Source organism: Nitrincola alkalilacustris (assembly GCF_008973755.1).
Taxonomy (GTDB): domain Bacteria; phylum Pseudomonadota; class Gammaproteobacteria; order Pseudomonadales; family Balneatricaceae; genus Nitrincola; species Nitrincola alkalilacustris.
Genome location: NZ_WBOM01000010.1, coordinates 40,753 through 54,096 on the forward strand (window position 1 = coordinate 40,753; position 13,344 = coordinate 54,096).

The following is a 13,344-nucleotide window of genomic DNA, read 5'->3' on the forward strand; positions in this document are numbered from 1 at the left end:
GTGTGTACGAAGTAATTTCAGCTACATGCTAGCTCAAAGAAGCAAAATAATCAGTACTTAACTGGCTGAAATCACCTGCCTTGAAGACTATCCGCTCCCTTGTAGGCATCCGACGTATCCACTTCAAGCGCATAGGCAGACATGAGCTCTTGCGGATCAAGCCCTGAAGGTTGGGCGACCAATTCATCACTGAAACCAATAAGTTGGATACCCTCTTTCTTGCAGTGTCTTAAAACTTTTTCAAGCGCCTTGATCACCGTCAACTGACGGTCGCTGAACTGCTTATCAGTAGCCTGATCACTTCGCTTGCGGCTTGAGGCTTGTCGAATAACATATTGATCGGAATCCAGAAGCTGAACAGTGATTCCAATGGCTTTCTCAGCCACCAGCGCAGCCTTTCCTGACTCGAAAATCCTTTCCTGATAACAGCACAGAACATCGCCCTGCTGACACTCTCTTATCATCTCCCTTATTTCAGAGATGGACAGCTCATCGCCAATGTATCTTTCCATATATCAATATCTTAAATAGATTATGTGAAGTGTTGTTTAATTCGGCTTAATCTGATGAAGAGGATCGCATAAAACGGTTTATCGCGCCATCAGTTGCTTTCTGAGCTGTGCGTTTTCATTCAGCAGCTCATCGTTCTTGCGCTTAAGTCGATCAATCTCCTCCTCCTGAATTCTGACCTTGACCTGCGTCTCTATCAGCAGATCTGCCTTACCACCTTGCCCTGCTCCGCCCCCGATTTTCACCTGCCTGGCCAGGGATTCATTCTCGGCCGTCAGGCGAAATGTACGCTCCTCAAGCTGCATGTTATGGCGCTCAAGCTCACGCTTCTCATCATGGAGGACTTCGCATTTTTCCAGCAACCTCCCATTTTGCGCCTGGAGACCTCGCGCTGCCTGACCACCACCCGCCTCCGCCTGCCTGAGAGCCTCCTCAAGCGACTGCTGCCTTGACGCCAGCTCCTGACGTTCAGACCTGAATCTGTCTTCGGCATAAGCGAGCGCCCTGTCCCATGTCTGCGCAGCCAGCGTCAACACGGGCTCAGGCAGTTCAGGATGCTGCTCCTGGCGCGACATGCGCTGTGACAGCTGTTGCCACCACTCTCCCAGAGCTTTGTTAATGGTGGTCAGGCTGCCAGTACCAATCAGGTCTCTGACATTCTGCTGCGTGGGGCGCGTACCCTGTTGCAACAACTGATCTGCCGCCTGATGGACCAGTTCACGCGTTCTATTTGGTTTTGCCATATTAATAATACACAGTACATATTGTTTGGTATGTATTATAGATCTATTTTTGCCTATATTGAAGCTGCGGCACGTCTCATCTCGCACGGATCTGAACTTTTCTGTAAAATTGCGTTTTCGTATTTTATGAGGTTTGTAATAGATGAGCGCACCAAGGGTAGGCTTCGTAAGTCTGGGGTGTCCCAAAGCGCTGGTGGATTCTGAAAGAATTCTGACCCAGCTGCGTACTGAAGGTTATGAGATATCCCCCTCTTACGACGGTGCCGATGTTGTAGTGGTAAATACCTGTGGCTTTATCGACAGCGCCAAGGCAGAGTCGCTGGATGCAATTGGTGAAGCGATCAAGGAAAATGGCCGCGTTATTGTCACCGGCTGCATGGGCGTTAATGCCGATGAAATTCTGGAACTGCACCCGCAGGTATTAACCGTCACAGGTCCGCAGGCCTATGAGGCTGTCGTCTCTGCAGTACATGAGCACGCGCCTTACGAAGCGACTCACGACCCCTTTACCAGCCTGGTTCCGCCTCAAGGTATAAAGCTGACACCTCGTCACTACGCCTATGTAAAAATAAGTGAAGGGTGTAATCACCGCTGCACTTTCTGCATCATCCCTTCCATGCGTGGCGATCTTGTTTCTCGTGAAGCGGACGACGTTCTGAATGAGGCAGAGCGCCTGGTTAAAGCGGGCGTTAAAGAACTCTTGATTGTATCTCAGGATACAAGCGCTTACGGCGTAGACCTCAAGTACAAATTAAGCTTTTGGAATGGGCGCCCGGTCAAGACTCGAATGCTTGAGTTGTGCGAAGCACTTGGTGATCTTGGTGTATGGGTGCGCCTGCATTATGTTTACCCCTACCCATCAGTTGATAAGGTGATTCCACTGATGGCGGCTGGCAAGATTCTGCCCTATCTTGATATCCCACTCCAGCACGCCAGCCCTCGAGTATTGAAGGCTATGAAGCGCCCTGCTGCAGCTGAAAACAATCTCGAACGCATCAAGGCATGGCGCGAGATCTGTCCTGATCTGGTGATTCGCAGTACGTTTATTGTTGGCTTCCCCGGCGAAACGGAAGAGGACTTCCAACTGCTTCTTGATTTTCTGGAAGAGGCTCAGCTTGATCGAGTCGGGTGCTTCCAGTACTCCCCGGTTGACGGCGCCACAGCGAATGAACTCAACGAGCCTGTACCCGATGATGTGAAGCAGGACCGCTGGGACAGATTCATGGCCGTACAGGCGCGTATCAGCGCTGCCAAAATGCAGGCGCGTATCGGGAAAGAGATAGATGTCATTATTGATGAAGTAGTTGAGGAAGGCGCTGTCGGCAGAAGCAAGGCCGATGCTCCTGAGATCGACGGTCAGGTCTTCATTGATAATGCGACCCACCTGCAGCCTGGCACCATTGTGCGCGCTCGCGTTGTTGATGCAGATGAGTATGACTTGTGGGCTGAACTGATTTGATATCCATCTATCAATACCCTCATGGATGAGGGTTGCACGCTCTTCTCGATCGCTCTTTGAACAAGCCCTGACTGCCAAGGATAACTCTTTGTGACTTTTCGAGATCGTCAGATAGCTGAGCTGGTAAAAGCCAGGTATAACAATGGCTTAATTGATATTTTTACAGCCATTTCGTCTGAAAATTCAAAGCTGATCGACACCCCTTCTGAATCACCAGAAGCCAAATCCTCCAAAGAAGCACGGATCATTAAAGCCTGCAACCGCTTTCATGATGACTCCTCGGAAGAGATTATCAACTCAACTACCAGAAAAATATCTGTTTTATCGACACTGTTCTTGGTATTGATGTTTTCCCTGGGCACCCTTGCCGCGCTGCAATCATTTGCACAACCCTCTATCAGTGGCGTTAATGTTTTCTGGCTGCTTCTACTGCTGCTTGGCCCGAATCTGCTCATGCTGATTATCTGGGTTGCCATGATGCTATTTAATCACAACCCCTCATCCAGCAGCTCATTGACATCTCTGCCTGGCTATATCATCAGGCAATTTGTTGCAGCAATTTATGGCACCAAAAATGATCAAAAAGCATTACAAATCAACATATTAAAGACACTTTATAAACCATTACATGGGCGCTGGCTTTTCAGCCTGATCAGCCACCTTGGCTGGGCCGGTTTCATGCTAGGCGGTTTGGCCTGTGTCCTTTTGATCCTGTTGGCCAGGCAGGTAAATTTTGTCTGGGAGACAACATTGCTCGACGCTGATGCCTTTACACATCTGACACTCATGCTGAGCTACCTACCTTCGCTGACTGGGCTAGATATGCCAAATGCAACAACCGTTGCCCAGAGCCGCCTTGGTGCACCGGAAGGCCAGTTGGCTGATGTTCGCACTCAGTGGGCTACTTTTCTGATCCTTTGCATCGTCGTATATGGGCTACTCCCTCGCCTTTTACTTGCAGGCGTCAGTTATCACCTTTACAGATCCCGCCGCGAAGCATTTCGTCTGGATCTTTCCGAGCCTTTTTACCAGCAACTGATCAGACACCTTGATCCACCATCCCGCCAGGCAGGCATTCTGGATCCTGATGCGCTTCCTCCAACCTCTCCGTCATCAGACCTTGTTGGCCCTCTTGCCGCTCAAGGGCCCGAAGCAGCCGACTGGATCGGATTTGAGCTGGACAACTCATCAGACTGGCCTCCCGTAGCGATCAAACAGGGCAAGGTCCTTCATCTGGTTAATGATCGCCAGACACAACAACAGCTGTTCGACCTGTTGAAAAGCTACGAAGGGCACGCACTGGTAATTGCCACTTCATTGCTGCGCACGCCAGATCGGGGGATAGAGCGCTTTCTCAGGCAGATTCAGAAATCATCCAGCCAGACAGTGGTATGGATTGGTCTTAGTGCCTCAAGCGCTGATATGGCCAATCACCCTGAACGACTGGATGATTGGATTCAACTCTCTGCTCGCTGCCACATCCCCTCACACCAGATATTCGTGATTGATAAGGATCAGAATAGATGACACTCACCAACCCTATCAAGGTTGCGGTTGTTGGTCACACCAATGCCGGAAAAACATCGTTGCTACGCACCTTGCTGCGTGATGAAGCCTTTGGCGAAGTATCTAACCATGCCGGCACAACCCGCCACGTAGAGGCTGCAAGCCTGCTGCTTGATGGCAAGCCAGCTATCGACTTTGTTGATACACCCGGCTTTGAAGACTCGATCGGATTGCTGACAACGCTTGAGGAGTTGCAGAAAACAGAGGGGATAGATCGCCTGGAGTCTTTGCGGGCAATCTGCCAGATTGCACACCTGTACCCTGATTTTGATCAGGAGATCAAAGTGATCAGACAGCTACTCAGCAATGAGCTGTTTTTCTATGTGGTGGATGTGCGTGAACCGGTGCTGGGAAAGTATATCAATGAGCTGGATATTCTTGCCTATGCGGCCAGGCCCGTCATTCCGGTCCTTAACTTCACAGCATCAGCATCGGCACAAACCAAAATCTGGAAAGAGCATCTCGCCCAACTTAATTTCCACACCCAGGTTGTCTTCGATACAGTTGCCTTCAAGGCGGATGACGAGAAGCGCCTGCTGAAACAGATGCAGACCATTCTATCCGATCGCTATGAGCTGCTGGAGTCTATTATCGATCAGCACGAACAGCAGCGATCAGAGCTGGTTGAAAGCGCCTGTCTGATGATCTCTGAACTGATGGTGGATGCTGGTGGTTTATATATCGACTGCGCCAATAACACGGCATCCATCGACGCAGCGCAATCTGCTCTGCAAGAAAAAATACGTGATGCCGATACCCGCTGCATGCAAAGCGTGTTGCAGCTATACCGTTTTCAATTGGCGTCTATCAGCAGTACCGAACTGAGTATTGATCAGGGCGAGTGGAAGCTTGATCTGTTTGACGACAGCAATATACAGCGCTTTGGCATCGCCGTCGGCTCAGGAGCAGCCAAAGGAGCCCTGCTTGGCGCCGGTTTCGATCTGTTTACCGCCGGCATGTCGCTGGGGGCAGGAACCGCTACAGGCGCCCTGGCAGGCGCTCTGCTGCAAACCGGCCAGCGCTACAGGCATGAGTTGAACGCCAGAATCAAAGGCTATCGCTCAGTTTGTGCCTCTGAACCAACTCTGCGTGTATTGTTGCTGCGACAACTGGATCTACTGAACAAGCTACAGCGCCGCGGTCATGCAGCTACGGATGCACTCTCGGTTGAGTCACTGAGCGGTGAGGATCTGCCGAAAGAGTTCCAAGACTGGATCAAACAGCTGCATGGTAACCCGCAGTGGTCACGACTCAGTAAACGCTTTGACTCTCAGGATGAGAGTAGAAATCATTTTGTTACCGAAGTTGCAGATAAACTGAAGCAGAAGCTGAAATAAAACTTGATGTGGTGCCTAGGGCCGGACTCGAACCGGCACGGGCTAACGCCCGGGAGATTTTAAGTCTCCTGTGTCTACCGATTTCACCACCCAGGCTGGGAGTGCTGCTTTCTGATATGGCTTGAGAGCCTTGAAAGCGTTGCAGGTGTTTCGATCAAGTGTTAAATGGAGGCTGGAGTCGGAATCGAACCGGCGTACACGGAGTTGCAGTCCGCTGCATGACCACTCTGCCATCCAGCCTTTTTCAACTCTTGATCTATGTTTGGAGCGGGAAACGAGACTCGAACTCGCGACCCCGACCTTGGCAAGGTCGTGCTCTACCAACTGAGCTATTCCCGCGTTGCAAACAGTGGGGCGTATTATAGAGAACCCAGCGCCAGTGTCAACAGTAAAATCGAAATAAAATTGCTTAAAGATTAACCACTTAGATATCGTTGCTCATATGAGGCCAGGAAGCCCTTAAATACAGCAGCATAGACCAGAGGGTCAGCAGAGCTGCACCGTAAAGCGCAAAGATACCGATCCATGAGATTGAGCTCCATGGTGGTGCTGCAATCAGTGCCAGAAGCGATATCATCTGCAATGTGGTTTTGACCTTACCGATCGCGGATACCGCCACATTGGCGCGCTCGCCAATTTCAGACATCCATTCACGCAGGGCCGATATCACAATCTCTCTACCAACTATGATCACAGCGGGTATGGTGATCAAAGGGTCGGCAAAGGTTTCCACCAGAATAACCAATGCTGCGGCTACCATCAGCTTATCGGCAACCGGGTCCAGAAAGGCGCCGAAAGGTGATGACTGATCAAGACGACGTGCCAGATAACCATCCAACCAATCAGTGAGTGCTGCAATGCCGAAAATAGCTGCCGCCACTAAGGCTGAATAGGTGTATGGCAGATAATAGACCAGCACAAAAACGGGAATCAGCACAATCCGCATCAGTGTCAGCAGGTTAGGTAGTTTCATTGACAGGATCATGTATGTTTCTGACTCCGCGGATCAGCTATCGGGATGAAGTGTTGCGTAGATAGTCTGCGCAAGGGTTCGACTTATGGTAGAGACTTTTGCAATTTCTTCAACACTTGCGTTCTCTATCTCCTTGGCGCTGCCGAAATATTTCAGCAACTCCCTTCTGCGCTTGGCTCCAACACCGGGAATATCTTCGAGTAGCGATTTCTTGCGTGCTTTCCCCCTGCGTGCCCGATGCCCCGTGATCGCAAAGCGATGTGCTTCATCACGGATATGCTGCAGCAGATGCAGCGCGGGCGAATCAGACTTGATAACCGTTTCCTTGCCTGTGTCGCCTGCTACCAAGACTTCGAACCCTGCCTTGCGTGTCGGCCCTTTTGCGATCCCGACAACCAGCACCTCGGTGATCTGAAGCTCTTCAAGCACTTCCATCGCTTGTGTCACCTGTCCCTTGCCCCCATCAATCACCAGCAGATCAGGCAACTTGCCCTCACCCTTTTTCAAGCGCGTATAGCGCCTGTGCAGTGCCTGATGCATTGCTGCATAATCATCGCCGCCGGTTATATCTTCGATATTGAAATGGCGATAGTCGGCGGTCAACGGGCCGTTGCCATCAAACACAACGCAGGACGCCACTGTAGCTTCACCCGAGCTATGACTGATATCAAAGCACTCCATGCGCTGGATGGGTGTATCAAGCTCCAGCAGCTCCTGCAGCGCGATAAAACGATTATAGATATTCTGCTTACTGGCCAGATGACTCGATAGCTGCTGCTCGGCATTAGTCTGCGCCAACCTCAGCCAGCCAGCACGATCACCACGCACTCGATGTTTGATCGATACTTTACGCGTGGATTTCTCGGACAGCGCCTGCTCAAGGCAGTCTGCATCCTGAAGCTCAACCGTAGTGATCAGCTCCTGAGGTATTTCGCGCACGGATGACAGATAAAACTGAGCAATAAAGGCCGACAGTATCTCATCAACGCTCTCTTCAACGCTGACCTTGGGGTGATAAACCTTACTGCCGATAATGCGCCCGCCACGAACAAATAATGCGTGTACGCAGACAGCACCCGAACCCATCGAACATCCAAGAATGTCCGCATCCCCACCCTGACCATCAACATACTGCTGTTCCTGCACTTTTCTCAGGGCGGTGATCTGATCCCTCAGCTCTGCTGCCTGCTCGAAATCAAGTGCAGAAGCCGCTTCATCCATCTGCTGAGCCAGCTCACTCATGATGGTTTTATTGCGCCCCTCAAGAAACATCTGCGTATGGCGGATATCACGCTGATACTGCTCTGGATCGATCAGCCCGACGCAAGGCGCCGTACAGCGTTTGATCTGATACTGCAGGCAAGGTCGTGAGCGGTTGCTGAAAAAGCTGTCTTCACACTGCCGGGTTCGAAACAGTTTCTGCAGCAGATTAAGACTTTCCCGCACGGCTCCACTGCTTGGGAAGGGACCGAAGTAGCGCCCTTTGGCGCGTTTGGCACCACGATGAAAACGCACAGCCGGATAGGTATCTTTGTCTGAAATGAAAATATAGGGATAGGATTTATCATCACGCAACAGAATATTGTACGGAGGACGCTGCTGCTTGATCAGGCTCTGCTCCAGCAGCAGCGCTTCGGTTTCACTGTTGGTGACGGTAACTTCTATTCGCTGTATGCGTGCAACCAGTGCCAGAGTCTTGGTACCGACAGCACTGGCGCGAAAATAACTGCTGACCCGATTCTTAAGGTTTCGCGCCTTGCCGACGTAAAGTATCTGCCCTGCTTCGTCATACATCTGATACACACCGGGGCGTGTGTTCAGGGTTGCCAGAAAGGCCTGACTATCAAATTTCGGCTTGCTCTCTTCAGCACTGTTCTCTTCGGTTTTACTCACACGACAACCAGTATAAATGGCCAATAATCAGCTTTTGACGGCATTCAGAATTTTATTCGCATCCATGTGCAGATGCGTTGCCTCCTGATGAATCGAGCGCAGCTGGTCTCTTGCATCATCTGTGATTCCGGCACCGCGGGACAGGCCCACCTCGAAATACACACCGATTTCGGCGTAATAGTAGATACGGGCATCGAACGATTTTGCTCGTTTGAGCTTGCTCAGAGCGATCTGCGCGCCATTGACGAGAATCGTGTTAATGTCGGAATCGGACATCATGGGATGACGATCCAGTTCACTTGTTGTTTTCTGTGCAGTTTTTTGCTGGCCTTTCAGCGCCATGATCATACCTCTGTCAGGCTTTGCGTTGATGCGGCATACTTTAGGCTGTTTTGCCGCTGAAGTGAACCTTGTCATGACCGATATTGAACTTGCCAACGCACAACTGCAATGGTTGATCCAGGCACCGGACCTTATCCTTCCGCCTGTGCCACTCAGCTTACCTGCTGTTCTTACGCTTGATCTGAGCGATGCACAGGAAAAATTTGAGGAACAGGCTCCGGGCAAGAGCGGCACAGGAGTGCTCGGCCAGGGGCGTATCGGGAAACAGTTTGAAGAGTTAGCCAGTCTTTACTTTAGATTAAATAAGCATGTTGCTGATATAAAAAGAAATATACAGATAAAAAAAGATAATATCACGCTGGGCGAACTGGATTTCATGATCCAGATGCCAGATAGCTGGATACATCTGGAGGTTGCCGTTAAATTTTACTTGCTGGATGGCCTCGGCAATCAGATGGATCACTTCATAGGGCCAGGACGCGCCGACAGACTTGGTGCTAAATGGCAGCATATGATGCACCATCAACTGCCGATCGCTCGCTCTGCAGAAGGTATAAGTACCCTTTCCTCATTGGGAATAGAACAGTTCACTCAGGCGGTATGGATCAAGGGTGCCCTCTTCTACCACTGGCGGCAGGAGGCTTTGCCTGCTATACCAATACTGGTGAACCCCTGTCATGACAGAGGCTGGTGGGTCAGGCAATCAGAGCTGGCATGCATGAAAGAGCACTACGGAGTAAACAACATACAACTGATCAGTAAGCAAGACTGGCTCATTCCTATCGAGATTCCCTGCAGCCATCATCAGCAGGCGTTATCTGATGTCCAGCTCGAAGGGTTGCAGCATCCTGTCATGGCTGCTGTACTGACAGAGGACGGTGCCTCATCACGTGGCTTTATCGTGCCTGATGACTGGGGCATGTCATGATACAGACGCACTCTAAGCAGTTGCAAGAGAGACTGAAAGAGTTGAAATGTCTGTATCAGGTGCTCAACCTGACCGCTGATCACAATCGGCCTGTGGCCGATATCTGTGCTGAACTGATCGATATTCTTCCGCCCAGCATGCAGTATGGCGACCTCGCCGTTGCTCGAATAGCACTGGATGGCGTCTCATATCATTGTAAACACTGGTCAGAACCAGTGACCTCTATCAAATCCCCAATTATTAATGACAATAAAGAGGTTGGATTCATAGAGATTGGTTATACAGGCCTCGATCCAACCCAACCTGTAGATACCCTCTTTCTGAGAGAAGAGAAAAAAATGCTGGAGGCAGTCAGCGCTCATATCAGCAGAATGCTAGAAAACCGACACATGGCAATCAAACTGACGCAGTCGGAGCGACTTAAGGCTATCGGACAGCTGACTGGCGGTGTAGCCCATGACTTCAATAATCTGCTGACTGTCATCCTGGGCAATGCCGAACTGCTGTCAGAGAAGCTTACCAGCCACCCTGACCTTTATTCACTGGCCAAGACGACCAGAATGGCGGCTGAAAAAGGCGCTGAGCTGACTCATCGTTTGCTGGCCTTTGCCCGCCAGCAGGCACTGACTCCTGAAATGACAGACATCCGGCAACTGATTGAAGGCATGGAGGGGCTCATCCGCCGGACACTGGGCACGCATATCGATATAGAGATCAAATCCGAGCAGGATCTATGGGCCGTTCTTATTGACCCACCCCAGTTGGAAAGTGCTGTCTTGAATCTGTGCATCAATGCCCGTGATGCCATGCCGGAAGGTGGTCGATTAACGATAGAGCTCGCCAATGTAGTGCTGAGTGAGATGGTGACGGCGTGGAACGAAGAGGTCATGCCTGGTGAGTACATTCAACTGACTGTATCTGATTCGGGCTGGGGCATGTCGGCAGATATTGCCAAGCGGGCGTTCGAACCATTTTTTACCACCAAAGACCCCGGCAAAGGCAGTGGCCTGGGTTTAAGCATGGTGTATGGCTTTACCAGACAATCAAGTGGCCATGTGCAGCTTTTCTCTGAACCGGGGAAAGGAAGTCGTATCAAGCTTTATCTTCCAAGGGCTCAGCATGAGAGCTCTGAGTCAGCAGCAGAAACTGTACAGAGCAACACATCCGGAGGTGGTGAAAAAATATTGCTGGTGGAGGATGATGACCTGGTCAGATCACATGCGAGCAATCTGCTTAAAATCATGGGCTACCAGGTCGTCAGCGCATCAAATGGCGTAGAAGCCATGAGTATACTGATGCAGGGCGACCGGTTTGATCTCCTGTTCACCGACATTGTCATGCCGGGAGGGCTTGATGGCAGGCAGTTGGCAGTTGAGGCTCAAAAGCTCTACCCGGAAATGCCCATACTGTTCACCTCGGGTTACACCGAAGAAACCATGCTGCATGACGGCAGCTTAAGGCCCGGCATTCAACTGCTAAACAAGCCATATAAAAAACAGATGCTGGCCCAGAAAATAAAACAGGCTTTATCGGAACGCACAGAACAGCAGCCATAACTGGCAACTGCTCCTGCGTTGCCAGCATACTGCCCATCCTTGGACATAAAAAAACCACCCGGAGGTGGTTTTTTATCTTTCATACCAACTTATTCGCCGGCAGCTTCTGCATCCTTGGCTATCTGCTTCTTCAGGAAGATGATGCCGCCAATAGTGATGGCAACAACACCCAGAATAACCATGATGCTGGGTGCGAAGGAAATCATGCTGTATTTGTCGATGGGAGTCATAGAACGTCTCTCTTTCTTTGATTTTTAAAATAAAATCGGTTTCAGACTGATGCATGCCTGTTTTTTGGCGCGCATTATATAGAATTTCCGACCATTTAAAAACCGAGAAACGCTCAAAACTGATTATAAGTTAGTCCTTTGACAAGCGTTTGACCAGACTCGATGTATCCCAGCGACCGCCGCCCTGAGCCTGAATGTCCGCATAAAACTGATCCACCAGTGCTGTTACAGGAAGCTGTGCGCCATTGGATCTGGCTTCATTCAAGGCGATGCCGAGATCTTTACGCATCCAGTCAACAGCAAATCCAAAATCGAACTCGCCCTTGAGCATGGTGCGGTTACGGTTCACCATCTGCCAGGACCCGGCAGCACCGTGTTGAATCACATCGAAAACCTTCTCGCCATCAAGCCCAGCCTGCTTGATAAAATGTGTCGCCTCAGACAACCCCTGCAGCAGGCCAGCGATACAGATCTGATTGACCATTTTCGCTAACTGACCGGCACCGGCATCGCCAATCAGCTTCTGGGAAAGTGCATAAGCCTGCATCACAGGCTCTGCCTTTTCGAACTGCTCCTGATCTCCGCCGATCATGACACTCAACACACCATTACTGGCACCTGCCTGCCCACCGGAAACTGGCGCATCAAGAAAGCCGACCCCTTTCTCGGCCGTCAGCGCGTAAAGCTCACGGGCAACTTCCGCTGAAGCAGTCGTGTGATCAATCAAAAGCGTGCCGGGTTGCATGGTGCTCAAAACGCCCTCATCACCCAGTACCACCTGACGCAGATCATCATCATTTCCAACACAGGTAAATACAAACGCTGCACCCTTGGCTGCTTCACCAGGCGTACGGCCAGAGGCGCCCTTGTACTCTTCCACCCAGTGTGCGGCCTTATCAGCGGTACGGTTATAGACACATACTTCATGCCCCTTCCGCGCCAGGTGGCCAGCCATAGGATAACCCATGGTGCCAAGACCTATGAATGCAACCTTTGCCATCTGAACACCCCTTGATAATAAAAATTACGATGTGGTAGACGCTTTGTTTACCAGTGTTTCAACCATGTCTGAGACCATTTTGGCAGAGTGGGTTGCCGCAATCTCCAGGAAAGACTTGAAAGACAGGTTGGATTCCTTGCCGGCAATATCCGACAGTGCACGAATGATGATGAATGGAACACCAAACTGGTAGCAGGTCTGAGCGATCGCTGCCGCTTCCATCTCAACCGCTTTAAGCTCAGGAAAGTGTCGACGTATCTCTGCAACGCGTTCTTCACAGCTCATGAAGCTGTCGCCTGTGGCGATCAGGCCATGAACCGTCTGCACACCATCAACGTTTCTGATGCTGTCTGTTGCCACTTCAACCAGTAACGGATCAGGAAGAAATGCGGGCGGAAAACCAGGCATCTGCCCCATTTCGTAACCAAAACTGGTGACATCAACATCGTGATGGCGAACTTCTGAGGAGATGACGACATCACCCACTGCCAGGTCAGGATCAAGACCACCGGCAGAACCGGTATTGATGACGCAATCAGGATTAAAACTATTCAACAGCAAAGTTGTACCGATTGCTGCATTCACCTTTCCGATACCCGACTTCAGTAGCCCGACTTCAGCGCCATGCAGCGTACCATGATAAAAGTCATAACCGGCAATGTTCGATGCCTGGCAGTTTTCAAGTGAGGATTTCAACAGATCAATTTCCTGATCCATGGCACCGATCAGTGCAATTCTGGGGCGACGATCAAGGTTTTTCAGGCGGGTCGAGAGTGATTGATTATCTGTCATCTGGCTTCGGAAACG

General features: G+C 50.6%; 13 protein-coding genes and 3 tRNA genes. 5 read left to right on the forward strand and 11 right to left on the reverse strand.

Annotated elements, in window-relative coordinates:
- Positions 1-71: 71 nt before the first annotated feature.
- Positions 72-386, reverse strand: a complete 315-nt coding sequence (locus F7R27_RS16195; RefSeq protein WP_240776409.1) for a response regulator — start codon at positions 384-386, stop codon at positions 72-74.
- A 204-nt stretch (positions 387-590) separates the two neighbouring features.
- Complete coding sequence (locus F7R27_RS16200) at positions 591-1,253, reverse strand: DNA-binding protein (RefSeq protein WP_151705313.1); 663 nt, start codon at positions 1,251-1,253, stop codon at positions 591-593.
- 142 nt (positions 1,254-1,395) lie between these two features.
- Here F7R27_RS16200 and rimO point away from each other — a divergent pair, with 142 nt between their 5' ends.
- The 3 genes from rimO (at position 1,396) to F7R27_RS16215 (ending at position 5,615) form a co-directional block, all read left to right on the forward strand.
- Positions 1,396-2,712 carry a 30S ribosomal protein S12 methylthiotransferase RimO gene (gene rimO / locus F7R27_RS16205; RefSeq protein WP_151705314.1) on the forward strand — a complete coding sequence of 439 codons (1,317 nt, stop codon included), beginning with the start codon at positions 1,396-1,398 and terminating at the stop codon, positions 2,710-2,712.
- A 90-nt stretch (positions 2,713-2,802) separates the two neighbouring features.
- A complete protein-coding gene (locus F7R27_RS16210; RefSeq protein ID WP_151705315.1) occupies positions 2,803-4,239 on the forward strand; it encodes a DUF2868 domain-containing protein in 1,437 nt (478 codons plus the stop codon).
- On the forward strand, positions 4,236-5,615 hold the full coding sequence (locus tag F7R27_RS16215; RefSeq protein WP_151705316.1) for a GTPase/DUF3482 domain-containing protein: 1,380 nt from the start codon (positions 4,236-4,238) through the stop codon (positions 5,613-5,615). The genes F7R27_RS16210 and F7R27_RS16215 overlap by 4 nt, the downstream gene beginning before the upstream one ends.
- 9 nt (positions 5,616-5,624) lie before the next feature.
- On the opposite strand, the gene F7R27_RS16220 is transcribed toward F7R27_RS16215, so the two are convergent.
- From F7R27_RS16220 to F7R27_RS16245, 6 genes are all read right to left on the reverse strand, one after another.
- Positions 5,625-5,711, reverse strand: a tRNA-Leu gene (locus tag F7R27_RS16220).
- Between the two features lie 70 nt (positions 5,712-5,781).
- Positions 5,782-5,855, reverse strand: a tRNA-Cys gene (locus F7R27_RS16225).
- Between the two features lie 23 nt (positions 5,856-5,878).
- Positions 5,879-5,954: transfer RNA gene (locus tag F7R27_RS16230), tRNA-Gly, on the reverse strand.
- Between the two features lie 85 nt (positions 5,955-6,039).
- A complete protein-coding gene (gene pgsA / locus F7R27_RS16235) occupies positions 6,040-6,588 on the reverse strand; it encodes a CDP-diacylglycerol--glycerol-3-phosphate 3-phosphatidyltransferase (protein ID WP_151705317.1) in 549 nt (182 codons plus the stop codon).
- A gap of 33 nt (positions 6,589-6,621) precedes the next feature.
- Positions 6,622-8,481, reverse strand: a complete 1,860-nt coding sequence (gene uvrC, locus F7R27_RS16240) for an excinuclease ABC subunit UvrC (RefSeq protein ID WP_151705318.1) — start codon at positions 8,479-8,481, stop codon at positions 6,622-6,624.
- A 27-nt stretch (positions 8,482-8,508) separates the two neighbouring features.
- Positions 8,509-8,823, reverse strand: coding sequence for an excinuclease ABC subunit C (locus tag F7R27_RS16245; RefSeq protein WP_151705319.1), 315 nt, complete (start codon positions 8,821-8,823; stop codon positions 8,509-8,511).
- A gap of 73 nt (positions 8,824-8,896) precedes the next feature.
- Between F7R27_RS16245 and F7R27_RS16250 the strand changes: the two genes are divergently transcribed.
- Positions 8,897-9,751 (forward strand): DUF1853 family protein, encoded by an 855-nt coding sequence (locus F7R27_RS16250; RefSeq protein WP_168927540.1) that lies wholly within the window; start codon positions 8,897-8,899, stop codon positions 9,749-9,751.
- Positions 9,748-11,307, forward strand: coding sequence for an ATP-binding protein (locus tag F7R27_RS16255; protein ID WP_151705321.1), 1,560 nt, complete (start codon positions 9,748-9,750; stop codon positions 11,305-11,307). Before F7R27_RS16250 ends, F7R27_RS16255 begins: the two co-directional genes overlap by 4 nt.
- 89 nt (positions 11,308-11,396) lie before the next feature.
- Here F7R27_RS16255 and F7R27_RS18660 read toward each other — a convergent pair whose 3' ends face one another.
- The 3 genes from F7R27_RS18660 to mtnN all read right to left on the reverse strand — a co-directional run bounded on the left by F7R27_RS18660 (position 11,397) and on the right by mtnN (position 13,329).
- Positions 11,397-11,537, reverse strand: coding sequence for a hypothetical protein (locus F7R27_RS18660; protein ID WP_168927541.1), 141 nt, complete (start codon positions 11,535-11,537; stop codon positions 11,397-11,399).
- 130 nt (positions 11,538-11,667) lie between these two features.
- Positions 11,668-12,537, reverse strand: coding sequence for an NAD(P)-dependent oxidoreductase (locus F7R27_RS16260; RefSeq protein ID WP_151705322.1), 870 nt, complete (start codon positions 12,535-12,537; stop codon positions 11,668-11,670).
- 24 nt (positions 12,538-12,561) lie between these two features.
- Positions 12,562-13,329 (reverse strand): 5'-methylthioadenosine/S-adenosylhomocysteine nucleosidase, encoded by a 768-nt coding sequence (gene mtnN / locus F7R27_RS16265; protein ID WP_151705323.1) that lies wholly within the window; start codon positions 13,327-13,329, stop codon positions 12,562-12,564.
- Positions 13,330-13,344 lie beyond the last annotated feature (15 nt).